23 protein-coding genes are annotated in these 25,998 nt (G+C 59.1%); 15 read left to right on the top strand and 8 right to left on the bottom strand.

Features of this window, described 5'->3' with window-relative positions; translation table 11 throughout:
* Positions 1-9 precede the first annotated feature (9 nt).
* Positions 10-495, bottom strand: coding sequence for a heme-binding protein (locus tag ACIF4X_RS03035; RefSeq protein WP_397480863.1), 486 nt, complete (start codon positions 493-495; stop codon positions 10-12).
* A gap of 135 nt (positions 496-630) precedes the next feature.
* On the opposite strand from ACIF4X_RS03035, the gene ACIF4X_RS03030 reads away from it, so the two are divergent.
* The 4 genes from ACIF4X_RS03030 to ACIF4X_RS03015 all read left to right on the top strand — a co-directional run bounded on the left by ACIF4X_RS03030 (position 631) and on the right by ACIF4X_RS03015 (position 4,264).
* Entirely contained in the window at positions 631-1,311 is a 681-nt protein-coding gene (locus ACIF4X_RS03030) for a heavy metal response regulator transcription factor (RefSeq protein WP_064117464.1), read from the top strand.
* Positions 1,301-2,689, top strand: a complete 1,389-nt coding sequence (locus ACIF4X_RS03025) for a heavy metal sensor histidine kinase (RefSeq protein WP_397480862.1) — start codon at positions 1,301-1,303, stop codon at positions 2,687-2,689. Before ACIF4X_RS03030 ends, ACIF4X_RS03025 begins: the two co-directional genes overlap by 11 nt.
* A gap of 110 nt (positions 2,690-2,799) precedes the next feature.
* Positions 2,800-3,048, top strand: a complete 249-nt coding sequence (locus tag ACIF4X_RS03020) for a helix-turn-helix domain-containing protein (RefSeq protein ID WP_095125245.1) — start codon at positions 2,800-2,802, stop codon at positions 3,046-3,048.
* The gene (locus ACIF4X_RS03015; protein ID WP_397480861.1) at positions 3,041-4,264 is read left to right on the top strand and encodes a type II toxin-antitoxin system HipA family toxin; all 1,224 of its coding nucleotides are present in this window, start codon (positions 3,041-3,043) and stop codon (positions 4,262-4,264) included. Before ACIF4X_RS03020 ends, ACIF4X_RS03015 begins: the two co-directional genes overlap by 8 nt.
* A gap of 3 nt (positions 4,265-4,267) precedes the next feature.
* On the opposite strand, the gene ACIF4X_RS03010 is transcribed toward ACIF4X_RS03015, so the two are convergent.
* Positions 4,268-5,272 carry an AraC family transcriptional regulator gene (locus tag ACIF4X_RS03010; protein WP_397480860.1) on the bottom strand — a complete coding sequence of 335 codons (1,005 nt, stop codon included), beginning with the start codon at positions 5,270-5,272 and terminating at the stop codon, positions 4,268-4,270.
* Positions 5,273-5,372: 100 nt separating this feature from the next.
* On the opposite strand from ACIF4X_RS03010, the gene ACIF4X_RS03005 reads away from it, so the two are divergent.
* Positions 5,373-6,443: a fatty acid desaturase gene (locus tag ACIF4X_RS03005; protein WP_397480859.1), complete on the top strand. Its 1,071-nt coding sequence runs from the start codon at positions 5,373-5,375 to the stop codon at positions 6,441-6,443.
* 200 nt (positions 6,444-6,643) lie between these two features.
* On the opposite strand, the gene ACIF4X_RS03000 is transcribed toward ACIF4X_RS03005, so the two are convergent.
* From ACIF4X_RS03000 to ACIF4X_RS02990, 3 genes are read right to left on the bottom strand one after another with little or no spacing between them, the layout of a single operon-like run.
* Positions 6,644-8,254, bottom strand: a complete 1,611-nt coding sequence (locus ACIF4X_RS03000; RefSeq protein WP_397480858.1) for an arylsulfatase — start codon at positions 8,252-8,254, stop codon at positions 6,644-6,646.
* Between the two features lie 14 nt (positions 8,255-8,268).
* Positions 8,269-9,084, bottom strand: a complete 816-nt coding sequence (locus ACIF4X_RS02995) for an ABC transporter ATP-binding protein (protein ID WP_397480857.1) — start codon at positions 9,082-9,084, stop codon at positions 8,269-8,271.
* Positions 9,081-10,679 (bottom strand): ABC transporter permease, encoded by a 1,599-nt coding sequence (locus ACIF4X_RS02990; protein ID WP_397480856.1) that lies wholly within the window; start codon positions 10,677-10,679, stop codon positions 9,081-9,083. Before ACIF4X_RS02990 ends, ACIF4X_RS02995 begins: the two co-directional genes overlap by 4 nt.
* A gap of 392 nt (positions 10,680-11,071) precedes the next feature.
* On the opposite strand from ACIF4X_RS02990, the gene ACIF4X_RS02985 reads away from it, so the two are divergent.
* The gene (locus tag ACIF4X_RS02985; RefSeq protein WP_397480855.1) at positions 11,072-12,085 is read left to right on the top strand and encodes an ABC transporter substrate-binding protein; all 1,014 of its coding nucleotides are present in this window, start codon (positions 11,072-11,074) and stop codon (positions 12,083-12,085) included.
* A gap of 117 nt (positions 12,086-12,202) precedes the next feature.
* On the opposite strand, the gene ACIF4X_RS02980 is transcribed toward ACIF4X_RS02985, so the two are convergent.
* The gene (locus ACIF4X_RS02980) at positions 12,203-13,123 is read right to left on the bottom strand and encodes a LysR family transcriptional regulator (protein WP_397480854.1); all 921 of its coding nucleotides are present in this window, start codon (positions 13,121-13,123) and stop codon (positions 12,203-12,205) included.
* A gap of 181 nt (positions 13,124-13,304) precedes the next feature.
* Here ACIF4X_RS02980 and ACIF4X_RS02975 point away from each other — a divergent pair, with 181 nt between their 5' ends.
* Positions 13,305-14,213, top strand: coding sequence for a TauD/TfdA dioxygenase family protein (locus tag ACIF4X_RS02975; RefSeq protein ID WP_397480853.1), 909 nt, complete (start codon positions 13,305-13,307; stop codon positions 14,211-14,213).
* Positions 14,214-14,424: 211 nt separating this feature from the next.
* Here the strand turns inward: ACIF4X_RS02975 and ACIF4X_RS02970 are convergent, their stop codons facing one another.
* Together ACIF4X_RS02970 and ACIF4X_RS02965 are read right to left on the bottom strand one after the other, a co-directional pair.
* A complete protein-coding gene (locus tag ACIF4X_RS02970) occupies positions 14,425-16,041 on the bottom strand; it encodes an alkaline phosphatase family protein (protein ID WP_397480852.1) in 1,617 nt (538 codons plus the stop codon).
* A gap of 213 nt (positions 16,042-16,254) precedes the next feature.
* Positions 16,255-17,199 carry a LysR family transcriptional regulator gene (locus ACIF4X_RS02965; protein WP_397480851.1) on the bottom strand — a complete coding sequence of 315 codons (945 nt, stop codon included), beginning with the start codon at positions 17,197-17,199 and terminating at the stop codon, positions 16,255-16,257.
* A gap of 165 nt (positions 17,200-17,364) precedes the next feature.
* Between ACIF4X_RS02965 and ACIF4X_RS02960 the strand changes: the two genes are divergently transcribed.
* The 8 genes from ACIF4X_RS02960 to ACIF4X_RS02925 all read left to right on the top strand — a co-directional run bounded on the left by ACIF4X_RS02960 (position 17,365) and on the right by ACIF4X_RS02925 (position 25,906).
* The gene (locus ACIF4X_RS02960) at positions 17,365-19,725 is read left to right on the top strand and encodes a TonB-dependent receptor (protein WP_397480850.1); all 2,361 of its coding nucleotides are present in this window, start codon (positions 17,365-17,367) and stop codon (positions 19,723-19,725) included.
* Between the two features lie 23 nt (positions 19,726-19,748).
* The gene (locus ACIF4X_RS02955; protein WP_397480849.1) at positions 19,749-21,092 is read left to right on the top strand and encodes an aryl-sulfate sulfotransferase; all 1,344 of its coding nucleotides are present in this window, start codon (positions 19,749-19,751) and stop codon (positions 21,090-21,092) included.
* Between the two features lie 189 nt (positions 21,093-21,281).
* Entirely contained in the window at positions 21,282-21,608 is a 327-nt protein-coding gene (locus tag ACIF4X_RS02950) for a hypothetical protein (RefSeq protein ID WP_397480848.1), read from the top strand.
* A gap of 379 nt (positions 21,609-21,987) precedes the next feature.
* Positions 21,988-22,797, top strand: coding sequence for an energy transducer TonB (locus ACIF4X_RS02945; protein ID WP_397480847.1), 810 nt, complete (start codon positions 21,988-21,990; stop codon positions 22,795-22,797).
* 45 nt (positions 22,798-22,842) lie between these two features.
* Positions 22,843-23,568 (top strand): MotA/TolQ/ExbB proton channel family protein, encoded by a 726-nt coding sequence (locus ACIF4X_RS02940; RefSeq protein ID WP_064389017.1) that lies wholly within the window; start codon positions 22,843-22,845, stop codon positions 23,566-23,568.
* 1 nt (position 23,569) lies between these two features.
* A complete protein-coding gene (locus ACIF4X_RS02935; protein ID WP_253151210.1) occupies positions 23,570-23,971 on the top strand; it encodes a biopolymer transporter ExbD in 402 nt (133 codons plus the stop codon).
* 367 nt (positions 23,972-24,338) lie between these two features.
* Positions 24,339-24,920, top strand: a complete 582-nt coding sequence (locus ACIF4X_RS02930; protein ID WP_397480846.1) for an alpha/beta hydrolase — start codon at positions 24,339-24,341, stop codon at positions 24,918-24,920.
* Positions 24,921-24,973: 53 nt separating this feature from the next.
* A complete protein-coding gene (locus tag ACIF4X_RS02925; RefSeq protein WP_397480845.1) occupies positions 24,974-25,906 on the top strand; it encodes a sigma 54-interacting transcriptional regulator in 933 nt (310 codons plus the stop codon).
* Positions 25,907-25,998: the final 92 nt, after the last annotated feature.

Raw genomic sequence — 25,998 nt, 5'->3', positions numbered from 1 at the left:
TGCATCTCCTTATTGGGAACGGGTGATGGCCAGACCGGTTTTCTCGGCAGCCTTGATTGCACAGCTTTCGTCTTGCTCACCGCCGCCGGAACCGGCCACGCCCATGGCGCCCACCAGTTCAGTGCCGAGGAACAGCGGGATCCCGCCACCAAGCAGCAGCAATTCATCGAGGGTGTTGAGGTTGGCGGTTTCCGGGTTACTACGGGCACGCTCGGCGAATAATCGGGTGGCGGTTTTGGTCGACAGCGCGGTGTACGCCTTGCGCTGGCTGGCGGCGGTGTTGTGCGGGCCGACGCCGTCGCCGCGCAGCGTCACCAGCAGATTGCCGCCGCGGTCGAGCACCGACACCGTGCCGGTGCAGTTGGCCAATGCGCTGTCGGCGAGCAGCCTTGCAGTTTTCAGGTCGAGATCAGCGTGACGCGGCAACTCAGGACTGGCGACAGCAACGCCACTGAGGCCGATCATCAGGCTTGCAACGAAGTATTTGACGGTCATGGACAAGCTCCAAAAGCGAAGGTCGCCACCTTAATCGCCGAGCTTCGTCAGAACCTCGTCAGTCTGATTACAAGTTTGTAATGGGCAACGCCGCCGAAGGCGCCTAGCCTGTGTGCCTGTCAATCGAGGTGTGCCATGCGTTTGCTGGTCGTAGAAGATGAAGCCAAAACCGCGAATTTCCTTGCCAAAGGCCTGGGCGAGTCGGGTTTTGCCGTGGACGTGGCGCTCAATGGCCTCGATGGCCGTTACTTTATCGAGCAGCAGGCATATGACCTGATCATCCTCGACGTGATGCTCCCCGGCCTCAATGGCTGGCAATTGCTGCAACTGATCCGCCAGCGCGGCGCCACGCCAGTGCTGTTCCTCACCGCCAAGGACGCCATCGAAGATCGCGTGCGCGGTCTCGAACTGGGCGCCGACGATTACCTGCTCAAACCCTTCGCCTTCGCCGAACTGCTCGCGCGGGTACGCACGTTGCTGCGGCGCGGGCCGATGCGCGAAGCCGAGTCGTACACCATCGCCGACCTGGAAATCGACGTACTGCGGCGCCGCGTCAGCCGTGGTGGCCAGCGCATCGCCCTGACCAACAAGGAGTTCGCTTTGCTGCAGTTGCTCGCCAGTCGCCAGGGCGAAGTGTTGTCGCGCACGCTGATCGCCTCGCAGGTGTGGAACCTGAATTTCGACAGTGACACCAACATGGTCGAAGTGGCGGTGCGTCGTCTGCGTGCGAAAGTCGATGATCCGTACATGCCGAAACTGATCCACACGGTGCGTGGCGTCGGTTATCAACTGGAAGCCCCTGACGATGCGCTCTAGGTCGATCGCCTGGCGCCTGGCGCTGGCGTTCGCGATGGTTTGCGCTTTGGTGCTGAGCGCGATTGGCGTGTTTCTCTACCGTTCGCTCGCTGCGGAAATCGCTTACCGCGATGACCTGGCGTTGCTTGGTCGACTGGAACAAGTACGCGCCTTGCTCGCCGACAGCGACAGCCTCGCCGCCTTGCAGGCGCGGCCGCGGCTGTATCAGAACATGCTCGGTAATCTCGACAGCCTGTTGCTGGTGCGCCGCGCCGATGGCTCCAGTGTGATCGCCATCAACCCACGGCAACGCGAGTTGCCCGCGCTGAACGCGATCCCCCGCGAGCAAACACCGCAGCGCCCCGATGTGCTCACGTGGCAAGCGCCGGACGGTGCCGAATTGGCGCTGTTGTCCGGCGAAGCGCAAGGGCCGAATGGTGAGCCGCTGACGGTCATTACCGGCAAGGTGCTGAGTGAACGCGAGCAAATGCTCGCCAGTTACCGTCTACGCCTTTATCTGGCCGTCGGCCTCGGTGCGTTGCTCGCATTTGCCTTGGGCTTGCTGTTGCTGCGCCGGGGCCTGCAGCCTCTTCGTCAGTTGAGCGAAGCGGTACGCGGCATCGATCTGCGCAGCCTCGACCAACGCCTGCCCGCCAACGGCACGCCTGCCGAACTGCTTGAGCCGGTTCAGGCGCTCAACGGCATGCTCGCGCGGCTCGACGACAGCGTGCAGCGCCTGTCGCAGTTCTCCGCTGACCTCGCCCATGAGATTCGCACGCCGTTGCACACCTTGTTGGCGAGCAACGGTCAGGCGCTGAATCATCCGCGCAGCACGGCGGAATATCAGGAAGTGCTGGCCTCGAACATGGAAGAGTTCGAACGGTTGAAGCGCATGGCGGAAAACCTGATGTTCCTCGCCCGCGCCGAGCAGGCTGAGCGTGCGCTAAATCTGCAAACGCTGGATTTGCACAGCGTTGGCGGTGAGCTGTGTGATTATTTTGAAGCCTTGGCGGATGACCGAGATCTGCGGCTGGACAATCAGCTGCGCGGTGAATTGCTTGCCGATCAGCAGTTGCTGCAACGGGCGCTTGGCAATCTCTTGGCTAACGCAGTGCGTCATGCCGATTCCGGATCCGTAATCAGCCTGCGTCGCCGTGACGAAGCGCAATGCTGCTGGCTGCAGGTGCACAACCTCGGGCCGACCATTGCGCCGGAGCATCTGGGCAAACTCTTCGACCGCTTCTATCGCGTTGACCCTTCACGGGCAGAGCCGGGGGATTCCGGTGGGTTGGGGTTGGCGATTGTGCAGTCGATCATGCAATTGCATGGCGGGCAGGTGCGGGTGAGTAGTGATGCTGACGGCACTGTTTTTGAGCTGGGGTTTATGGTGAGCAATTGAGTACTTTTTGATCACTTGTAATTAGGCTAATCTTGTCGAATGACTGCATCAAATTCGATGCAAAATAAGCAAATATCTTAATTTGCACCGTATTTGATGCAGGAAACCGCATGGAACAGCTTGGCGAATTGATCAAAGCCCTGCGCAAGGCAAACAAAATGACCCAGCAGGCGCTGGCTCAGCAATACGGAATGAGCCGCGCGACGATTTCGGGGATCGAAAACAACACCATTGCCGAAATCGGCCTGCGCAAAGTCGAAGCGATCCTTAACGGGTTTGGCTATGAGCTGACAGCGGTTCCACGTCAGTCTCGCCGCCCGACACTCGATACGCTACAAAAGGTCAACTTCCATGAGTGAGTCGTCGGATCGATTAAACGTCTGTGTCGGCGGGCAAGCGGTGGGAACGTTGGCGCGCGGGAAAGATCGAGTCCACAGCGTCTTCAGTTACCGCGAAGAAACCAGCGCTGAAAATGCCGTGTCACTGACAATGCCGTCCCGGCTGGAAAGTTATGGTTGGGAGCATGGCATTCATCCGGTTTTCGAGATGAATCTGCCCGAAGGTGCCCTTCGTGATGAGCTGGTTCGGCGCTTCAGCAAAGCGGTTCGCGGCTTCGATGACTTTGCATTGCTGGCCATTGTCGGCCCCTATCAGCTCGGTCGGTTATCCATCGCCAGCGCATCGTTGACGGATCGCCCGCGTGAAACATCGCTGGCCGATCTGCTAGTGCACGATGGTGCGCAAGGCTTGTTCGAGGATCTGTTGCAAACCTATGGCCAGTATTCCGGAGTGTCTGGGGTGCAGCCCAAAGTGCTGGTGCGTGACAGTGCGGCTGCGATTGATTGTCTGACTCATCGCGGATCCACTCACTTGGTTAAAGCTTTTCGCGCCGATGAATATCCGCAGCTGGCAACCAACGAGTACTTTTGCATGCGTGCCGCGCAACACTGCGGGCTAGAAGTGCCGAAGTTCGAGCTGAGCGAACATGGCAAGTTTCTGGTTATCGAGCGCTTTGACCTGAGCGCTAAGGGCTACCTGGGTTTTGAGGACTTCTGCGTGCTCAACGGCTGGCCGTCGAAAGCCAAATACGATGGTTCTTACGAAGGCGCAGCCCGGCAGATCAAAGCGTTTGTTTCGCCTGCATTGCTCAGTCAGGCGCTGGAAGCATTTTTCAAGATTGTGGCTTTGTCCGCAGGCCTGAAAAACGGCGACGCTCATCTCAAAAACTTCGGTGTGCTGTACGAAGACTGTGGCGAGGAATCGACAATCAGACTCGCGCCCGCATACGACATCATCACCACATCGGTCTACATAAAGAACGACAGTATGGCGTTGCTCTTGGGTGGCTCGAAGGCTTGGCCCAAGCACAAAATGCTGATGCGGTTCGGTCGTACGGCCTGCAATCTGACGGAGGCGCGTTGCAATCAATTACTGCAGCAAGTCGCTAACGGTATGCAGGTGGCAATGGGCGAAATGGCGGAGTACGGCGCCAGTCATCCGGCGTTCGCCGCGATGGGTGCTGCGATGATCGAACAATGGTCATCCGGTATGGAACGCAGTCTGGCTAAAGGCTGACGATCAGCGCAACCCATCGCGAAACTGCCCCGGCGTCATCCCCGTCCAGCGCTTGAACGCGCGGCTGAAACTGCTGGTGTCGGCGAACCCGAGCAAATAACTCACCTCACTCAACGAACACTGCGGATCCCGCAGGTGCAGCAGCGCCAGATTCTCGCGACTCTCGTTAAGCAACGTATCAAAGCGACAACCCTCATCCGCCAGATGCCTTTGCAGGCTGCGCAAACTCAGGTGCAAGGCCTGAGCAATGCGCTCTGCACTTGGCTCACCTTCCGGCAATTGTTCTTCAATCGCATCGCGCACCTTGCGCTCCCAGGTCAGCGGCTGGAGCTGGGCCATCGTGCGTTTGAGCACGGCCTCGTTGTGTTCGGCGAGTTCCGGGTTGGCGTCGTCGAGGTGGCTGTCGAAGTCGGCGAGGGCGAACTCCAGGCGATCTTCGGCACAGCCGAAATGCACCGGGGCGCGGAAGACTTTGTGCCATTGGTGCGCATCGGTTGGTTCCGGACGACGCAGGTAAACCGCCAGTGGCGCGTAATCACGGCCGAGGCGATTGCGGCAGGTGCGCACGTAGATCGCAGTAAAGGCGTCGATGGCTTCGAAGGCCGGCGCGGGATTGCCTGACGGAATTTTCAGACGAAATTGGTAGCGGTCGTCACTGCGGCTCAGTTCCAGTTCCAGCGCGTCGCTGACCACCGGGTGGTAGCGCACGATGCGTTCGAACACCTCGCGCAAACTGCCGCTGGCGACCAGCGCATAACCGAGCGCATGGAACGTGGTCGGGCTGACGAAGCGTGACACGCGCAGACCAATCGCCGGATCGCCGCTGACCTGCACGGCGATTTCCCACAGGCGCGTGGTGCCGGACAGTGGATAACGTGCGTTGGGGTCGTCCATCAAATTCGGATCGAGCCCGGCCTGTTGACACAGGGCGATGCTGTCCAGTCCCAGCGCATCGAGTTGCTTGCGCAAGGCACGGGTCCAGCTGGCGAGGGAGGTCGGTTCCTTCATGCTGATTGGCGCTTCCGGTCAACAGGTTGGCGTTCTCGGCTACCGCAATTGAAGCGTTGGCGAGGCACGATGCGAACATCATAAACCCGAGGATGGAAGCATGGACGGTACTTCTGCAAGTCCCCAGCGACACAATCCGGCCCAGCGATCAGCGCATATTCGCGAAGTCGTGCTGGCCAAAGGCGTCGAACTGCGCGAGCGTTACCCGATTCTCAAGCATCAGGATGCGCTCGGGGCGGGGATTCTGGCGTTCGCCCTGGCCGGCATGATCGGCTCGGCAGCGCTGTACATCACTGGCCATATGGCGTGGTGGGTGTGCCTGTTGCTCAATGCGTTTTTTGCTTCGCTGACCCATGAGCTGGAACACGACCTGATCCACAGCATGTATTTCCGCAAGCAGCGCGTGCCGCACAACCTGATGATGGGCCTGGTGTGGCTGGCGCGGCCGAGCACGATCAACCCGTGGATTCGTCGGCATCTGCACCTCAATCACCACAAGGTCTCCGGCACTGAAACCGACATGGAAGAGCGCGCGATCACCAACGGCGAGCCGTGGGGATTTGCGCGGTTGCTGATGGTTGGCGACAACGTGATGTCGGCATTCATCCGCATGCTGCGGGCCAAGACCTGGGCGCACAAGTTCAGCATCATCAAGCGCACGCTGAAGGTCTACGCGCCGCTGGCGCTGGTGCATTGGGGCGCGTGGTATGTGTTTCTCGGCTTTCATGCGGCCAACGGCATTGCGTACCTGCTGGGCGCGCCGATCGAATGGTCCGCGACCACGTTGTCGGTGATGCAGGTGATCGACATCGCCGCGGTGGTGATCATCGGTCCGAACGTGTTGCGCACGTTTTGCCTGCACTTCATCAGCTCGAACATGCATTACTACGGCGATGTCGAGTTGGGCAATGTGCTGCAGCAGTGTCAGGTGCTCAACCCTTGGTGGCTGTGGCCGTTGCAGGCGTTCTGCTTCAACTTTGGCAGCAGTCACGGCATTCATCATTTTGTCGTGAAGGAGCCGTTTTACATTCGCCAGATGACCGTGCCAGTGGCGCATAAGGTGATGCGTGAGATGGGCGTGCGGTTTAATGATTTCGGCACGTTTGGGCGGGCGAACCGGTTTGTTCGCAGGGATGAAATCGCGGTGGCTGGGGAGGCGGTGGAGGCCTGACGAGTTGCCCTCACCCTCGCCCTCTCCCGGAGGGAGAGGGCACCGATTGGGGGATATTGAAGAGTTACGCCGACGTGAAAGTGCTTCGTTGAATCCATAATCGACTCGTTTTCATAGGTCGATATTTAACGGAAGACACCTCGGTCAGTCCCCTCTCCCTCAGGGAGAGGGTTAGGGTGAGGGGCTTTTGATCTTCCCCTTCAATCCGGCTGAAACGGCGACTCACTCAAGATCACCCCAGTCTCCTCGACATACTGCTGCCAATGCCCGATCAACGCGCTGAGCTTCTCCGGCCGACTCACCGCCAGATCATGAATTTCCCCCGGATCACTGCTCAAATCATACAGCTGCCACGTCGCCGGCCCGACAGGCCCGGGAATCCACACCGCTTTCCACGACCCCTGCCGAATCGCCCGACGCCCGAACAATTCCCAACCCGTCACCGTGTGCTCGTCATGCACCTGCGCGGTCTCGCCCGACAAGAACCCCAGCCACGATTTGCCACGCAACGGCGCTACCGGTTTGCCGTGCCAAAGCTTGCCCGGATGGCGCACGCCAGCCAGATCTAAAATGGTCGGTGTGATGTCCATCACCGTGCCGAAGCCATGGCTGATCTGCCCTTTGATCGCCAATTGCGGATAGTGCAGCAGCGCCGGCACGCGAATCCCGCCTTCAGTGGTGAACGCCTTGAACAGTCGCGATGGCGCGGTCGCTACCTGCGCCCAGTTCGGCCCGTACCACACGTAGGAATTGGCCCGGCCAATGTTGTCGAGGCTGTTGTCGTAGTGCTGGCTGAGGTACGTCACCAGTTCCGGGCCGAATTTTGGGAACGCTTCGAGCAGCGCGCCTTCGGCACCGTTGTCGGACATGAACAGGATGAACGTATTGTCGAGCTGCCCTTGCTGGCGCAGATAATCGACCACCCGGCCGATGTTCCAGTCCATGCGCTCAACCATCGCCGCGTAGACCTCCATCGCCCGCGCGGAAATCTGTTTTTGCTCTTCGCTCAACGCGTCCCACTGCTGGGTCAACTGAATCAGCGGATGGGGCTCGACATCCGGTTCGATCAGACCGAGTTCTTTGAGTTTTGCCAGTCGCTCCAGGCGCAGCACTTCCGGGCCGGCGTCGTAACGACCACGGTATTTCTCGACAATGTCTGCGGGTGCCTGCAACGGCCAGTGCGGCGCGGAGAACGGCAGATAGGCGAAGAACGGTCGGGTCTGGTCACGCTCTTTGAGGTACTGCAATAGCTTGTCTCCGAAGGCGTCGGAGGAATAGAAATCCTTCGGCAACTCATCGACAAACGTGTCGTCCTCGATGTACAGCGCCGGGGTGGACTTCAGCAGACCGGGCGTTTGCTCGTCGTAGGTTGGCTCGAAACCGTAATGGTTGGCCGCGCCGGGCAGCAGCGAAAACGAGCGCTCGAAACCCCGCGCATGGGGTGCCAGTTCAGCTTTCAAACCAAGGTGCCATTTGCCGCTCATCAACGTTTGATAACCGGCCTCGCGCAGCAGCTCCGGCAGCGCCACCACGCGGTCGTTGAGATAGCCCTCATAACCCGGTTTACCGATGAGTTCCGGGGTCAGCGTTTCGGCCATGGTGCCGATGCCGGCGATGTGGTGGTCGGTGCCGGTCAGCAGCATTGAGCGAGTCGGCGAGCAGGTCGGTGCAGTATGAAAGTCGGTCAGGCGCAGGCCATTGTTGGCCAAGGCATCGAGGTGCGGCGTGGCGATTTCGCCGCCGAACGCACCGATATCGGAAAAGCCTAAGTCGTCGGCCAGAATCACCAGAAAATTGGGACGTTGCGGCATCGCAAAACTCCTGTTCAGCAGGCAATGAACGTCAGCGGCAGATCGCGGATCTGCACCGGTACGCTCGGTTGGTAATGGTCGTCACTGGTCAGTTCGTGCAGCAGTTCTTCACGCAACTGATGGAAGTCGAAACTGCTGCGCTGACGCGGATGCGGCAAAGCGATGTCGACCACTTGCTTGATCCGCCCCGGGCGCGGTTCCATCACCACCACACGGTCGGCGAGGAAGATCGCTTCTTCGACGTCGTGGGTAACGAGGATTGTGGTGATTTTCGCGCGGGCGCGGATCGCCAACAGCTCGTCCTGCATCTGCTGGCGGGTCAGTGCATCGAGCGCACCGAACGGTTCGTCGAGCAGCAGAATTCGTGGGCTGGCCACCAGGCCACGGGCGATCGCCACACGCTGCGCCATACCGCCGGAGAGCTGGTGCGGATAGGCGCGGGTGAAGTCGCGCAGGCCGACCAGGTCGATGAAATCGTTGATCCGCTGATGCTTTTGCGTAGCGCTCAGTGGCTCGTTGACCAGTCCCAGACCGATGTTGTCGGCGACGGTCAGCCACGGGAATAAACGGTGTTCCTGAAAGACAATCCCGCGCTCGCCGCCGATGCCGCTGACGGCTTTGCCGTCGACGGTAATTTGTCCGCGAAATTGCGTATCAAGGCCCACCAACAAGCGCAGCAACGTCGATTTGCCACAGCCGCTGGAGCCGACGATGGCGACGAATTCGCCTTCGGCAATGTCCAGGTTGAACTCGCGAATCGCCTCCAGTTCGAAACCGTCGACGTCGAAGGATTTGCCTACGTGGGTAAAGCTGACAATGGGTGCGTTCATGCGTGTCTCCAGCGGGTCGCGCGAATTTCCAGGCGTTGGCCAATGAGGTTGAGCAGGGCGCCGGTGAGGCCGACGAAAAGCATGCCGGCCATGATCAGGTCCATGCGCAGCAGTTGTTGTGCGCCGATCATCTGGCTGCCGATGCCGCCATTGGACGGCATAAAATATTCAGCGCCGATGGTGCCAAGCCAGGCGTAGATCAGGCTCAGTCTGAGACCTGCGAAAATCCCCGGCGCGGCGCCCGGCAGCACCAGTCGGCGCAGGCGTTGGCCGAGGCTCAGGCGTAGCACTTGAGCGGCTTCGTTGAGTTGTGGCGAGAGGTTGGCGACGCTGCGTTGCGTGGCGATAAACAAAGGGAAGAACGCGGCGAGGGCGACGAACACCCACTTGGCCAGTTCGCCGAGACCGAACCAGGCAGTGAGCAGCGGCACCCAGGCGAAAATGGCAATTTGGCGGATGGCCGCGAGGGTCGGGCCGAGCAGTCGTTCGCTGATGTTCGACAGACCCAGCAGCAGACCCAAGGCGAATCCGAGTCCGCCGCCAAGCAGCAGGCCGCCTAACGTGCGACCAAGGCTGAGGGTCATTCCGCTGAGCAGCGTACCGTCGAGCAGACCGTCCCATGCTGTGCTCAAAACGGCCAGTGGGCTGACCAGAATGTTGGTATCGACCCACTGCAGTTCATTCGCCAATTGCCATAACGCCAACAAGCTCAGCGGCAGCAGCCACGGTTGCAGACGCTGCCAGCCTTCATAACGCGGGCCGCGGCGAATTTCGGCAGTGGCCGGGTGCGGCCAGTGCACCAGCTTCTTGTCCAGTAGACCGATGCCGCGATCCATCGCCACACCAATCAAACCAATCACCACGATGCACACGAAAACAATGTCGAGCATGAACAATTGCCGTGCCCAGACCATCAGATAGCCTATGCCTTCGCTGGAGGCGAGCAGTTCGACGGCCAGCAACGAAGTCCATCCGGCGGCCAGCGCCAGACGTACACCAGCCATGAACGCGGGGAGGGCGGCGGGCAACACCAGGCGACGGATCAGCAGGTGTGGCGGCAAGCGTAAAACAGCGGCGGCTTCACGCAATTTCGGCTGTGCATCTCTTACGCCGACCAGTGTGTGCAGGGTCACCGGCACTACGATCGCTTTGATCAGCACCACCAGTTTCAGCACTTCGCCAATACCGAAAAACACCATGAACAATGGAATCCACGCCAGCGTCGGTATTTGCGAAAGTCCGGCGAAGGTCGGGAAGATCAAACGCTCAAGACGACGACTGAATCCCAGTGCTGCGCCGAGCAATGCACCCGCAGAAACTCCCGCAAGCAGACCCCAGAACAAACGTTGCAGACTGATCCACAAGTGGCTCCATAACTCGCCTTGCGACAACTCGACAGCACTGTTCCACACCAGTGACGGCGCGGGCAGGATCTGTTCACTCATCCACTCATTGCGTGCGGCCAGCCACCACAGGACGAACAGACTGAGGGGCAGCAGCCATGGCAACACGCGTTGATTGATGCTGGGCCAGGTACGTCGGCTTTTCAGCGGCGGCAGCGGCAGCGGCAGGCTGAGCAAGGGTTGACGGGCCATGGGTGACCTCCGTTGTCGGGTTGGATCGAGATCGATTCAAGATCAAAAGATCGCAGCCTTCGGCAGCTCCTACATGGGATTGCGATGCCCCTGTAGGAGCTGCCGAAGGCTGCGATCTTTAGCGGCATTAGCTAAAAACAAATAGTTATAAAAAAACTTATAAAGATTCATTTGGGAGATAAGCGAGGTCATTTAAGGCTTCCAGCCCACACGCATCCAATGCATTCGAAGAATATTTTCGATGCTGTTAATGCATACGCCGCTGCAAGCCCCGTCGTCGCTCGCTTAGCTCAAATAGCTATAAAAATGTGCATTTATAGTATTTAAGTGCAGGTATGCATTCGGCCTACTTTCGGCTCCTCAACGCCCGTTGTGATCAAGGAGCTGCACCCATGAACCTCCCCTTCAAACGTGTTTTCAGTCTGTTTGCCGTTCCTGCGCTGGCGGGCCTGCTGGCGTTCACCGCCCAGGCCGATGAACTCAAGGAAATCAGGATCGCCGTGCCTGACCTGAGCGCGGGTACTCAGCACAGTGGCGGCGGTGTGGTCGATGTGTTGCGTGATCAGCAGATTTTTGAAAAAGCCTTCGCCGATCAAGGCATCAAGATTCAGTGGAATTTCTTCAAAGGTGCCGGGCCGGTGATCAATGAGGCGTTTGCCAACGGTCAAGTCGATCTGGCTTATCTGGGCGATCTGGCGGCGATCATCGGCAAGTCCAATGGCCTCGATACACGGCTGCTCAGCGCCAGTGCGCGTGGAGTGAAGCAGTATCTGGGCGTGGTGCCGGGGTCGGGGATCAAGACCTTGCAGGATCTGAAAGGGAAACGCGTGGCGATCTTCAGGGGCACCGCAACGCAGTTGTCGTTTGATGCGGCACTGGCGAGCCAAGGCTTGAGCGAGAAGGATCTGAAAGTCATCAATCTGGATTTCAACGCGGCGGTTGCGGCGTTGGCGGCCAAGCAGATCGATGCGTCGTGGGGGAGCTCCGGTTTGACGGCATTGCAAGCCAAGGGTCTGGCCGAGTTGCCGTTGAACACCAAGGATCTCGGTGGTGCCGGCAGTGTGCAATCGGTTCTGGTTGGCACGGGCAAGTTTGTCGACGCGCACCCGGAGGCGGTGGCGAAATTGCTCAAGGCGCAGCAGCAGGCGGTGGAGTGGCTGACGCAGGACAGCAATAAGGCGGCTTACGTGCAACTGGTCTCGGGTTTGGCCAGTTATCCACCGTTGATCCTGACGCAGGATCTGCAGGATCAGAAACTGAGCGAGGTGTTCCCGTCGACGCTGGATCCGGTGTTCTTGGGCAGCTTGCAGGACAAGGTCGATCTGGCGGCGCAGCAGAAGCTGATTCGCAAGCCGTTCAAGGTCAACGAATGGGTGGCGCCTGAGTTGGCAGCGGCCAAGCTCTAACGTACGCCGATCGTTCCCACGCTCTGCGTGGGAACGCATCAATGGACGCTCTGCATCCGCTTTGGGACGCGGAGCGTCCCGGGCTGCATTCCCACGCAGAGCGTGGGAACGATCTCCTCAAACCGCGACGCTGACTTCCTGCCGATCCACCGCCACCAACGTCTCGATCATTGCCCGCGCCGCCGGCGATAATCTGAATCCGGTACGACTGACAATCCCGCAGCGCGCATTCATGCTCTCCAGGTTCTGCGGCAGATTGCGCCAGTGCAGCAACACCAGCGAACCCTTGGCAATGTCCTCGACAAACGCTTCCTCCGTGCCCACGCCAATCGCATTGGATTGCAGCACCACTTTCACCAGCGCCGGAAAGTGCTCGGTCTCGATGGTCGGGGAAAAATCGATGCGGCCGCTGAGGTTCGCCAGCAATTTGCGAATTCCTGGCGGGATCAGCGTGGTCGCCAGCGGGTAGTCGAACATGTCGTTGGTCGACAGGCTTTCCTTGGCCAATAACGGATGCCCCGGCCGGCAGAAAAACACCCCACGCTTGGGCGTCAGTGCCTGGGTCTGGAAGTTCGGATCCGACTCGAAATGACGAATGTCGGCGATAAAGAACTCGATCTCTTCACGGCTCAACGCGCGACTGAGTTTTTCCCAGTTATCCACCTGAAAACAGGTGCGCACTTTCGGGTGCGCGTTGATGAATTGCGCCACCGCATCCGGCACCAGTTTCACCGCCGGTGCCGGCCCGCAACCGAAGTGCACCTCACCGGCATCGAGCTTGGTCATCTGCGTCACTTCGGTGCTGAGCAGCGCCGCGCCCTGCACCAGGCTCAGGGCGTGCTGCAGCACCACCTGACCTTCAGGCGTGGGGCGCAAATCCTTGTTTGCGCGATCCACCAGCACGCAGCCGAACTCCTGCTCCAACCCCTGAATACTGCGACTGAACGCCGGTTGAGTGATGCCCATTGCGTCCGCCGCACGGACAAAACTGCGGTGTTCGTTGAGGGCGATGAAGTAACGCAACTGGCGAAGATCCATATGCTTTTCCGGCATCCTAAAAATAGCTCGAAGGCATTTGCGACGAGGGTTGCTAGAGGTTTTAAATGCAAGCTCTTATTCCGTCAACGAAGCATGTGAATATCTATTAGATGTAAATGGAATATAGATAGAGCGTTGTTTCGCTGCCGTCCAACCGTAAGCAGTCGATGAGGGTCTACCCATGAGCAATGCCGCACTCGCCGTAAAACCCGCTGTCCACGCGCTGGAAATCCATCCGGTGGCCGGTCGTATCGGCGCCGAGATCCGTGGCGTGAATTTGTCCGGTGAACTCGACGCCGCCACCGTCGAAGCCATTCAACAGGCGCTGGTTCAGTACAAAGTCGTGTTCTTCCGCGAACAGACCCAACTCGATGATCAGCGTCAGGAAGCCTTCGCGCATCTGCTCGGCGAACCGGTGGCGCACCCGACCGTGCCGTCGCGTGAAGGCACGCGTTATCTGCTCGAACTGGACGGCGCTGAAGGTCAGCGCGCCAACTCCTGGCACACCGACGTGACCTTCGTCGATGCCTACCCGAAAGCCTCGATCCTGCGCTCGGTGGTGGCCCCGGCATTCGGTGGCGACACCCTGTGGGCCAACACCGCGACGGCGTACAACGGCTTGCCGACCGAGCTGCGTGAACTGGCCGACAAACTGTTCGCCGTGCACAGCAACGAATACGACTATGCCAGCGCCAAGCCTGACGTCTCGGCGGAGAAGCTCGAGCGCTATCGCAAGGTCTTCACCTCGACCGTCTACGAGACCGAGCACCCGGTGGTGCGCGTGCACCCGATCAGTGGCGAGAAGAGCTTGTTGCTCGGACATTTCGTCAAACGCATCAAGGGTTACTCGCAGGCCGATTCCGCACATTTGTTCGGGTTGCTGCAGAGCCATGTAATCCGCCAGGAAAACACTGTGCGCTGGCGCTGGAAGGCCGGTGATGTGGCGATCTGGGATAACCGTTCGACGCAGCATTACGCGATTGATGATTACGGCACTCAGGATCGGGTGGTGCGGCGGGTGACGTTGAAAGGTGAGGTGCCGGTTGGGGCTTCTGGGCAGCGTAGCCAGACCATCAAAGGTCGCGATTGAAGATCAAGAGCCCCTCATCGGAACGCCGCCCGCCCAGCCCTCTCCCAAAGGGAGAGGGAGCCGACCGAGTTGTCTCGCGTTATGCATCGACCTGAAAGGTCTTTATCGATTATGGATTCGATTAAGCAAGATCAAGTCGGTGTATCTCTGCAATATCCCCCGTTCAGTCCCCTCTCCCTCCGGGAGAGGGTTAGGGTGAGGGCTCTTCCCGCTACCAAACACCAATCTGAACAACCTTCTCACTCTCCGGCTCACCATAGCGAAACCGCTGCCCACGCAAATCAATCTCCTGATGACTAATCGTCGTCCTCCGCTTCAACCCTCGCACCCACTCAAACAAATACCCCGCATGCTCCTCGCGCACCGTCACGAATTCCGGGTCATCACCCAAATCACGCAGCTCCTGCGGATCATTGAGCAGATCAAACAGCTGCGGCCGAAAGCCGTCGTACGCCAGGTATTTCCAACGCTCGCTGCGCACCATGGTCATGCGGCAGCGGTCGATCGGCTGGCCCAGACGCTCGCGCGCTGGCGCCTGAAAGGCGTAGTCGTATTCGCTGATTGCATAGCGGCGCCAGTCCGGAGTTTCGCCGTGAAGAAGTGGAATCAACGAGCGCCCCTCGAGCCGATGCGCCGCGTCCGGCAGCCCCAATGCCCCAAGAAATGTCGGCAACGCATCGATGGTTTCCGCCAGTCGATCATCCACCGTGCCGCGCGTGATATCCGCCGCCGCCCGAGGGTCCCGCACGATCAACGGTACGCCTACCGCCTGCTCCAGCAAAAACTCCTTCTCACCCAGCCAGTGATCACCCAGAAAGTCGCCGTGATCGCTGGTGAACACGATCAACGTGTCATCCCAGCGTCCGTTGCTCTGCAAAACATCGAACAGCCGCCCTAGCTGATCATCCACCTGCTTGATCAGGCCCATATAGGTGGGGATTACAGTCAATCGTACTGAGTCACGGGAGAAGTTGAGGCTTTCCTCATGCTGGCGAAAGGCAGTGTATACGGGGTGTTTGCTGGCTTCGAAGGGCGTCGCGCGGACCGCTTTGAGAATTGATTTCGTACTGTACAAGGCGTGGTATGGCGCCGGTACGATATAGGGCCAGTGCGGTTTGATATAGGAGAGGTGTAAACACCACGATTTCTCGCCTTGCTCGGTGATGAAGTCGATGGCTCGATTTGTAGTGTAGACAGTCTCTGAGTGTTGCTCGGGAATTCGTGCTGGCAAATTCGCATGACGCATTTGCCAGCCGCTGAGGATTTCACCGTTCTCGCCTTCGGCGGCGTTGGCCCAGTCGTGCCAGGGGTTTTTGCCGTCGAAACCCTGTTCGCGCAGGTAATGCGTATAGGGCGCGGATTCGCGTTTGTCGTCGAACAGCGGATCATCGGGATAGATGCCGTCGTGGCGCATGTACGGCTCGAAGCCGACTTCGTTGAGGATTTCGGCTTGCTCGCTTTGCGGATTGATCGTCAGGCGTTGCAAGGCATCGACATTCGCGGTGGCGTGGGTCTTGCCGACCAGCGCGGTACGAATGCCGTGGGGGCGCAGATAGTCGCCGATGGTCAGTTCTTCCAACGGCAACGGCACGGCGTTCCACGCGACTTGATGGCTGCTCACATAACGCCCGGTGTAAGCCGACATCCGCGACGGGCCGCAGATCGTGCCTTGGGTGTAGGCGCGGCTGAAACGCACACCGGCGGCCGCCAGACGATCAATATTCGGTGTGTGCAGGTGCGGGTGACCGTAGCAGGACAGGTAATCGCGGCGCAGTTGATCGCACATGATGTACAGCACGTTGCGCACGGGGTTTGGCGAGTTGGACATGGGGTTCACCGGTCAAAGGGACAGGCGAGGTATTTCGCTTTCGCCGGGGGTGTTCGGCAAGTGCATTTGGGGAATGGGTTTTATGCAGGAAATGCATCGGTGCGTGCACTGACGCCATCGCTGGCAAGCCAGCTCCCACAGGTATTGGGGGGCCACATGAATTGTGCTCGGCGCGAATCCTGTGGGAGCTGGTTTGCCAGCGATAGCGGTGGATCAGACGGCGAGATTCAGCAGTGAACACACCTCCTCATCCTGCTGATCAATCTCTTTGATCTGCTCGATCATCGCCTCGGCCAACGGCGACAACCGATACCCCGCACGGCTGACAATCCCATAGCGGGTGTACAGCTCCTCAAGATCATCCGCCAACCCTTCAATCCGCAAACACACCAACTCACCCTTGGCCTGATGCAACGCATCGGAATACGCGCCAACAATCCCGATAGCATCCGAGCGCAGCACCACACTGAGCAGACTCGAGCTGTTTTCACATTCCACATTCGGCGTGAAATCCGGGCGGCCGCTGAGGTCAACGATCACCTTGCGCAGGTTCGGCGGACGAATACTTACGGCCAGCGGATAGCTCATCAATTGCTCGGCGCTGACCTTATCGAAACCCGCCAGCGGATGCCCCGCACGGCAACAGAAATGCCATTTACGCGGTCGCAGCCGGTGCGTCAGGTAATCCGGATCCGCTTCGAATTGCCGAGTGTCAGCGACAAAGAACTCAAACTCTTCGCTGAGTAACCGCTTGCTCAGGCTCTGCCAGTCATCGACCTGAAACTGCACCCGCGCTTTCGGGTAGCGCCCGATAAAGCTGCCGATCGCGCGAGGGATCAGACCCGCCGCCGGCGCCGGCCCACAGCCGAAGCGCAACTCTCCCGCCTCCAGCCCGTTGAACTGGCTGATCTCGTTGGCCATCTGCTGCGCGCCACTGACCAGTCGCCGTGCATGTTCGAGCAGCACCTGGCCCTGTTTGGTCGGCGGTAATTCCTTGCGTCCGCGATCAACCAATTGACAGCCGACGCTGTGCTCAAGCGCCTGAATGCTGCGGCTGAACGCCGACTGCGACAGGTTCACCGCCTGCGCGCCGGCGACGAAGCTGCGTTGTTCGGCCAAGGCGATGAAGTGACGAAGTTGGCGCAAGTCGATATGCATTTTTCACATAAAAAATATCCGGGAAATGCATTGGATATGCATTACGTCGACTCCTTATAAAGGCAATCTCTTATGCAGTAAATATTTGTAAATCCATAAATAAATAACTTAAAAGAATATACAGCGCTGAAGATGTCTGTGTGTTTTTTGACCAGGAGCCGCGCCATGAGTCCGTTGAACCTTGCGTCACCCTTAACGCCACGACGGCTCAAACGCCTGCCGTTGGCCCTGTTACTGGCAGGGAGCGCGAGCTGGACTCATGGCTACGCCGCTGAAGCGGAGACCCCGGCGCCAGTGCCGGCCGGCAAGCCTGCCGCCAACAGTTCGCAACTGGAAACCGTGACCGTCACCACCCGCCGTCGCGAAGAAAGTTCGCAGGATGTGCCGACGCCCATGAGCGTGGTCAGCGGGCAGAATCTGGAAACACAACGGGTCTACCGGATTCAGGATTTGCAGCAACTGGTGCCCAGCGTCAACGTCGCCTACATGCACGCGCGGCAGTCCAGCGTGTCGATCCGTGGCCTTGGTAATAACCCGGCCAGCGATGGTTTGGAAGGCAGCGTCGGCTTGTACATCGACAACGTCTATCTCGGTCGTCCGGGGATGGCGGTGTTTGACTTGATGGACATCGAGCAGCTCGAAGTCCTGCGCGGTCCGCAGGGCACGCTGTTCGGCAAAAACACCACCGCCGGGGTGATCAATATCAGCACCCGCGCGCCGACCTTTACGCCTGAACGCAGCATCGAAACCTCGGTTGGCGAGGACGGTTATTTCCAGACCAAGGGCACCATTTCCGGGCCGCTCAACGATCAACTGGCCGGGCGTTTTTCGGCCTACCGCACGCGCAGTGACGGCGACATCAAAAACGAATACGACGGTCATGATTTGAATGGCGGCTCGCGCGATGGCTTCCGCGCGCAACTGCTGTTCAAGCCCAATGAGGACTTCAACCTGCGCTGGATCGGTGACTACAACGAAGAGGATTCCAGTGCGGGCACGCGCGTGTTGTACAACACCGGGCCGACCATCAACGGCGTCAATCTCTACCAGTCGCGCGCCAATGCGGCCGGCGCAACGCTGGTCAACGGCTCGCACCGCAAGGTCAATCTGGACAACGACCAGCATGTCACCGTGCATCAAGGCGGCACGTCGGTGGAGGCCAACTGGACGCTGCCGAGCGATTTCACGCTGACCTCGATCAGCTCCTATCGCTTCTGGAATTTCACCCCGCGCAACGACGACGGCCTCAACGTGCCGGCGAGCTACAACGCCGGGGTGTCAGTGGAGGACAAACAGTATTCGCAGGAATTTCGCCTGGCCTCGCCCAAGGGCGAGTTCTTCGATTACGTTGTGGGCGCCTACTACTTCGGTTCGGATCTGGACAACAAATCCTTCGCCTATTACGGACCCCAGGCGGATATCTGGAACGGCACGCCGGCCGGTGCACTGGCCAACGTCACCAGTGTCGGCAACGGCCATATCAAGACCGACAGCTTTGCGCTGTTCGCCCAAGGCACCTGGCACCTCACCGAGCGGCTGGATTTCACCGCCGGGGTCCGTGGCACTTACGAAGAAAAATCCGCCTGGGTCACGCGGGATGCGCCGATGGGTGGCGCTGCCGTAACGGGCGCTGCGGCCACGGCGCGACGCGGTCGTGCCGGCGCCTACGATTCCGGCGATCTGAATCAGTACAGCTCCAGTCCTTCCGGGTTGCTCAACCTCAGCTATCGCATCACCGATGATGTGCTCGGTTACGCCACGTTATCCCACGGCGAGAAATCCGGCGGGGTTAATCTCGCGGTCGGTTCCGCTCCGGTGGCCGGCGCCGATTCACTGCTGATCGGCACCGAGCGTGCGAACAACGCTGAACTCGGTTTCAAGAGCACGCTGTGGGACCACCGTCTGCAACTCAATGCCAACGTGTTCTGGACCCAGGTCAACGCTTACCAGACCAACGCCTACGACGCGGAAAATCGCGTGCAGTACCTGACTAACGCCGGTTCCGTACGTTCGCGCGGCGTCGAGTTCGAAAGCACGGTGATCCCGTTGCGCGGGCTGACCCTGAACATCAACGGCTCCTACAACGACGTCAGTTATCTCTCGTACAAAGATGCCCCGTGCCCGCCGGAAGTCAGCCAGGCGCCGGGTGCTCCAGCCTCCTGCGACCTCAGTGGTCATCAAGTGGTCGGCGCCTCGAAATGGATCGGCAACGCCAACGGCGAATACAAATGGAATCTGGATAATGGCTTCGAACCCTACGTTACGGCCAGCTATGCGTTCCGCTCGAAAGCGGTGGGCACCGTCGAAGATTCCGACTACGGGCAGATCCCGAGTTACGCCGTGGTCAACTTCTCCACCGGCCTGCGCGGCGACTTCAACCAAGGTCAGTGGGACGTGTCGCTGTGGCTGAAAAACGCCTTCGACAAAACCTACTACACGACCCTGTGGACGGGCGGCAACGGCGGTTATGAAGGCCTGCTCGGCACACCGCGCACCCTCGGCGTCACCGGTCGCTACGACTTCTGATTCGACACTCAAGGAGCTGCATCATGTTGCGTATCAAAACGGCTTTGCCGGTGTTGCTGTCCGGCGCAGTGCTCAGTGCCGGTGCCTTCGCCGCACCGAGCGTTTACCCGACCGGCGTCACCCGTTACGACCCGAACAAGGCGTTCAACCAGTATGTGATTTTCAGCGGTGCCGACAAACAGACGCATCTAATCGACATGAACGGCAACGAGGTGAAAACCTGGCCGCAGGCAGGTTTCCCATCAGCGATCATCGACCCGAAACTGGTCGGCGGTGAGCGCGGGCATGTGCTGCTGCAACTGAGTGAAAAGGACCCTGGCAAACTCGGTTCTGCCGGCAACGGTCTGGGCAATCAGAGCGTCGGTGAGCTGGACTGGAACGGCAAAGTCGTCTGGAAGTGGGGCGACAAGGCCCCCGGTGGCGCGGCGCAACAGCATCATGATCAGCGCCGTTTGAGCAACGGCAACACGGTGGTGCTGGCGAACAAGGTGCACAAGGTCAAAGGCTTCAAAGTCCCCGAGGTGATCGACGATGCAATCTATGAGGTCAGCCTCGACGGCGCGGTGAAATGGCAGTGGCTGGCCTCGGAGCATCTCAATGAATTCGGCTTCACTGCCGAGCAGTTGAAGCTGGTGCGTGCCAGTGAAAATCCGGATTACCTGCACATCAATAACCTCAGCCTGGTCGGACCGAACAAATGGTTCGATGCTGGTGACAAACGCTTCAATCCGGACAACCTGTTGATCGATTCACGCAACGCCAACTTCATCGCGATCATCGACAAGCACAGCGGCAAAGTGGTCTGGCGTCTGGGGCCGAACCTGCCGCTGATCAACCCGAAAACCGCGCAGAACCTGCCGCGGCCGGTGGATCAGTTTGTCGGCCAGCATGATGCGCACATCATTCCGGCCGGATTGCCTGGCGCCGGCAACTTGCTGGTATTTGATAACCAAGGTTCAGCGGGTTATCCGAATGTCACCCTCGGCTTGATTTCCGGCTCGCGCGTGTTGGAAATCGACCCTGTAAAAAATGAAATCGTCTGGCAATACAGCGCTACGAGTTCGAAGCAGCCGGGCTGGGCGTTCTACAGTTCGTTCATCAGCAGCGCGCGGCGCTTGCCCAATGGCAACACGTTGATCGACGAAGGCATGAACGGACGGTTTTTCCAAGTGACGGCCAGCGGTGAAAACGTCTGGGAATACGTCAGCCCCTACCTCGGCAAAGCGCCGGGCAGCGATGCGATCAGCAACTGGGTGTATCGGGCACTGCCTGTGAGTTATGACTGGGTGCCAATGGGTACGCCACGCTCGGAGACGGCGGTTATTGCACCGGTTGTTGGCGTGCAGCAAACAAATGCCAGCCGTTAGTTGAAATGGAATTAGTGCCCGAACGAACGGCGATAAGTTATGAAGCGGATGAACAGTGCTTATTGCAAATTCGTTAGTACGTCACGTGGACAATAATTGAATGTCGAACCATCCTCACTGTCGTGAGTTTCCAGGAGGAAACTTGCTCTCATCGGAAGACACTTATCCAACGATAAAGGAAATCTCGTTATGTCGAGCATTAATGGCAATTATATAAACCCTAACGCTGGCGCCAAACTGACGATTACCGATGGCAACGATTCCAACGGCACCTTCAGCGGTAAATTCAGCCAGAACGGCGTGAATTACGACATTGGTTACGGGCACTACCATTTCCAGAACAGCACCGGGCAGCCTACGATCATCACGTTCACGGCTCTGAATGACGGCACTGGTTATCAGTCCTGGACATTGTTCTCGCCAGATCACAATTACTCAAAAGTTCGTGCGGTTGGTTCGCGCACAAACTTTGATGGTGATGTTGTTGGTGTGGCAGGGGAGTTCGTCAAGCAATAAAAGCTGATTAAACAAAAAGGCCGGCGCACGACAGTGTGCCGGCCTTTTTGTTTATTTAAGGAAGTAATAATCAAGTATCTACTTGGTATTAGTTGTCCAGCAAAACCCGGTCAGCCGAATTTGATGCGTTGGATGAATACTTTCGATGCCTGAAAAGCATGCACTTTTTCACGTGTCGCTGCAGCCCGCGTGGCACGTGGCGTTGGCGGAATTGATCATTTTTTATATTCCATAAAAGACTATGCATAACGTTAAAGATTACTTTCGGAGATAAGCGTCAAGCCCAATGATTCACCCATCGATCCACCGTGGGGGATTCAACAAACGGTCGATCGGCAGTTTTTGTAGAGAACGCAAAAAGACCGCAGGGAGTGAATCAATGGGCAATGTCCAGACCGCCGCCAGCGCAGAGGAATTGCTGTGGCGTCAGACGCCGGGTGGCGAATTGGTCGATCTTGGCCGGCCCCACCGTGTGCCGTTGGGGCAGTTGCGTTTGCAGCGTGCGCCCAAGGGCATTCTGAGCCGGCGCGAAACCATTCTGCTTGGCGTGCTCGCGTTGGTGGTGCATGGCGCGGTGATCTACTGGATCAGCCAGAAGCCGACGCCAGTGCTGCCGATCGTGCCGCCGGAAATTCCACCGATGACCATCGAGTTCTCGCGCCCGGCACCGCCAGCGCCACCGGTTGTCGAGCCGCCACCACCGGCCCCCGTGGTTGAGCCGCCACCGCCGGTAGAGGACGAGCTGGCAGCAAAACCGCCGCCGCCCAAACCCGTTCCGAAACCCAAACCGGTGGTGAAACAGGCACCCAAACCAGCACCGAAAGCGGTAGAGCAACCACCGGCGCCGCCACAAACGGCAGCCCCGGTTGCAGCGCCAGCGCCACCTGCTCCTCCCGCGCCGGCACCGGTAACCCCGGCCTCAGCGAATGCTGCGTACCTGAAAAACCCGGCGCCGGAATACCCGTCACTGGCCCAGCGTCGCGGTTGGGAAGGCACGGTGTTGTTACGAGTGCACGTGTTGGCCAGCGGCAAACCGGGTGAGATCCAGATTGCAAAAAGCAGTGGCCGGCAGCAGCTCGACGACGCGGCGCTGAACGCCGTGAAACGTTGGAGTTTCGTCCCGGCCAAGCAGGGTGATGTCGCCCAGGACGGCTGGGTCAGCGTGCCCATCGATTTCAAGATTCATTAAACCGAAACCAAATTCGCGCGAAATGTTTACACGAGGGAATACATCATGACGTTACTGGCATCTCCACTGGAATCCATCGAAAGCGCGGTGATCTGGCTGCTGGTGGTTTTTTCCGTCGCCACCTGGGGCCTGGCCTTGCTCAAGGCTGTGCAGTTCGGTCGCCTGAAGGCACAGGATCGCCGTTTTCATAAACGTTTCTGGGCGGCGTCGAGTCTCGATTCAGCCGCTGAATTGAGCGAAACCCAACCCGGCGCTGCGGCCCGGGTGGCCCAGGCCGGTTACGCGGCGATTCAGGTGGGCGAGGCGCCACAGGCCAATGATTTGAGCCAGGCGATCAACCATCAGGATCGACTGGAGCGCGCCTTGCGTCAGCAAATTGTCCGCGAACGCCGTTCGCTGGAAACAGGCTTGGCAGTGGTCGCCAGTATTGGCAGTACGTCGCCGTTCATTGGATTGTTCGGCACAGTGTGGGGAATCATGGAAGCGTTGAAAGGCATCAGCGCGGCTGGCTCGGCGAGCCTGGAAACAGTGGCCGGTCCGATCGGCGCAGCATTGGTCGCCACGGGAGTGGGGATCGCCGTCGCGGTGCCGGCGGTGCTGGTTTACAACTACTTTTTGCGTCGGTTGAAACTGACGGCGGCGGATCTGGATGACTTTGCCCACGACTTCTACAGCCTGGCGCAGAAGAGTGCGTTCCGCGTGTTGATTCACCCGACCGCGCACAAGGTTGCAGCGCCGGGCAACGCAACAAAAGTGAAGGAGGCGTCCTGATATGGCCTTCTCCACGCAAGACAGTGACGAGGTGCTCAGCGAGATCAACGTGACACCGTTGGTGGACGTGATGTTGGTGCTGCTGGTGGTGTTTATCGTCACCGCGCCGCTGCTGACCAACGCGATCCCGATCAACTTGCCGAAGACCGAAGCAGTGGCGCCGGTCGAGCAGAAGGATCCGCTGGTGGTGAGCATTGATGGTGCCGGCAAACTGTTTATCAACAAGGATGAGATTCAGCCGGACTTGCTGGAATTCAACCTCAAGTCGGCCAAAGCCAGGGACCCGGAAGTGCGCGTGCAATTGCAGGCCGATGACGGGGTGAACTACGGCGAAGTGGCGCGGGCGATGGCTTCGATTGAACGGGCGGGGATTACCAAGTTGTCGGTGATTACTGCGCGGTGACAGATTTTACGTTTTTCCGGGGCCGTCTCCTTGGCAGGGTGCGGCCCTTTTTTTATTTCTGGCATATGGAAAAGCCCCTCACCCTAGCCCTCTCCCGGAGGGAGAGGGGACTGATTGGGTTGCTCTCACGAATTACGCCGTCCTGAAAATACCCGGTCGAACTCCAAATCTGAAAACCACATAGATCGGCTCCCTTTCCCCCTCGCCCCCATGGGGGAGAGGGCTGGGGTGAGGGGGAAAAGATTTCAAGCCATGCACCCATCTCATATTCAATTCAGGTCTTAATAAATAGCTTCTTATTCCTTAACGAATATAAATCCCCTCCCTATACTCGTTCAGGAACAGACACGACGCAGGAGAGCTCCCCATGCGCAACGAATCAATCCGCTACCTGATTGTGCCGGGCTGGCAAGGATCGCCAGAAGATCATTGGCAAAGCCACTGGCAGAACAGCCTGCCGAACAGCGCGCGGGTCGAGCAGGCCGATTGGCTGACGCCGCGTCGTGAAGACTGGGTGGCGGCATTGGCCGAGGCAATCGCGGCTGACGACACGCCAGTGATCCTTATCGCCCACAGCCTGGGCTGCGTCACCGTTGCGCATTGGGCGGCCACTGCGCCGCTGCAATACCTGCGTCAGGTACGCGGCGCGTTGCTGGTCGCGCCAGCGGATGTCGAGCGTCCGGCCTGCGCGCCAGCCCTGCGCAACTTTGCACCGATTCCGACTGATCTGCTGCCGTTTCCGAGCCAGGTGGTCAGCTCCGACAACGACGCCGCCGTGAGTGCGCCGCGAGCGCTTGAGCTGGCGCGCAACTGGGGCGCCGAGGTGGGGGTTCTTGCCGGTGCCGGGCACATCAATGTGAAGTCCGGGCATCAGCGCTGGGAGCAGGGTTTTGCCTATCTCTATCGCCTGCAAAACCGCATGGAACACCACGCCCGCCGCCGCGCCTGATTTTATTTCTTTCAACGCCCCCGTCTCCTGGCGGTTTTGGGCGGGAGTCTGCCATGAGTTTTGAAACGTTCGGTCAGCCATTGCTGACCTTTCCTGATGCGGAAAAAAGTCCCCTGAGCATTCGCGCCAAAGCGCTGGTGTTTGTCGACCCACGCTCGCGTCAATTGCGAGAAGAACTGGAGCAATTGGCGCCGCGCTCGACCTCGGTATTGATCCGCGGCGAGACCGGTACGGGGAAAGAATTGCTCGCTCGCCACATCCATCGCGCCAGTGACCGCAGCGGGCTGTTCGTGTCGGTCAATTGCGGCGCGATCAGCCCGACCTACGCCGATGCCGAACTGTTCGGCTACGCCGCCGGCAGTTACAGCGGCTCGGCCAGCAGTCGCGCCGGATGGTTCGGTTCGGCCAATGGCGGCACCTTGTATCTGGATGAAATCGGCGACTTGCCGCTGCCGATCCAGATCAAATTGCTGGCGGCGCTGGAGAATCACGAAGTCACCCGTGTCGGTGCACACCAGCCGAGTCCGGTGGATGTGCGCCTGGTCGCGGCCACCAGTATCGATCTGGCGCAAGCAGTGGACGCCGGGAAATTCCACGAGCGGCTTTATCACTACCTCAGCGAAGGTCATCTCGAGTTGCCGGCGTTGCGCGCGCGTACCGGCGATATCCTTTCGCTGGCCGAGTACTTCCTTGGCATCTACAGCCAGCGTCTCGACCTCCCTGTGCCGCTGATCAGCGAAGCCGCGCAGCATGTACTCGAACAACACAGCTGGCCGGGCAACACCCGCGAGCTGGAAAACGTCATTCATTTTGCGTTGCTGGTGAGTACCGGCGAGGAGATTTTGCCGGAGCACCTGAACCTGCCCGAGGTGTCTGGGCCGCAGCTTCAGATCGAACGGCTGGTTGCACAAATCAACATCGGCGGCAGCGTCGATGAGCGTAAGGCATTGAAAGCTTTACTGTTGAGCTTGAGTGAGGCGTTGTAACCCTTTCGTTCAACATGAACAAAATGGAATATGAAGCTGAATAAACGTTATTGTCCGGGAATAAAAAATCCCGGTATCGTCCGACCCACGCC

Source organism: Pseudomonas sp. NPDC085632, assembly GCF_044541255.1.
Lineage (GTDB): Bacteria > Pseudomonadota > Gammaproteobacteria > Pseudomonadales > Pseudomonadaceae > Aquipseudomonas.
The sequence above is the reverse complement of the archived record's forward strand: the minus strand, read 5'-3'. Positions and strand labels throughout refer to the sequence as shown.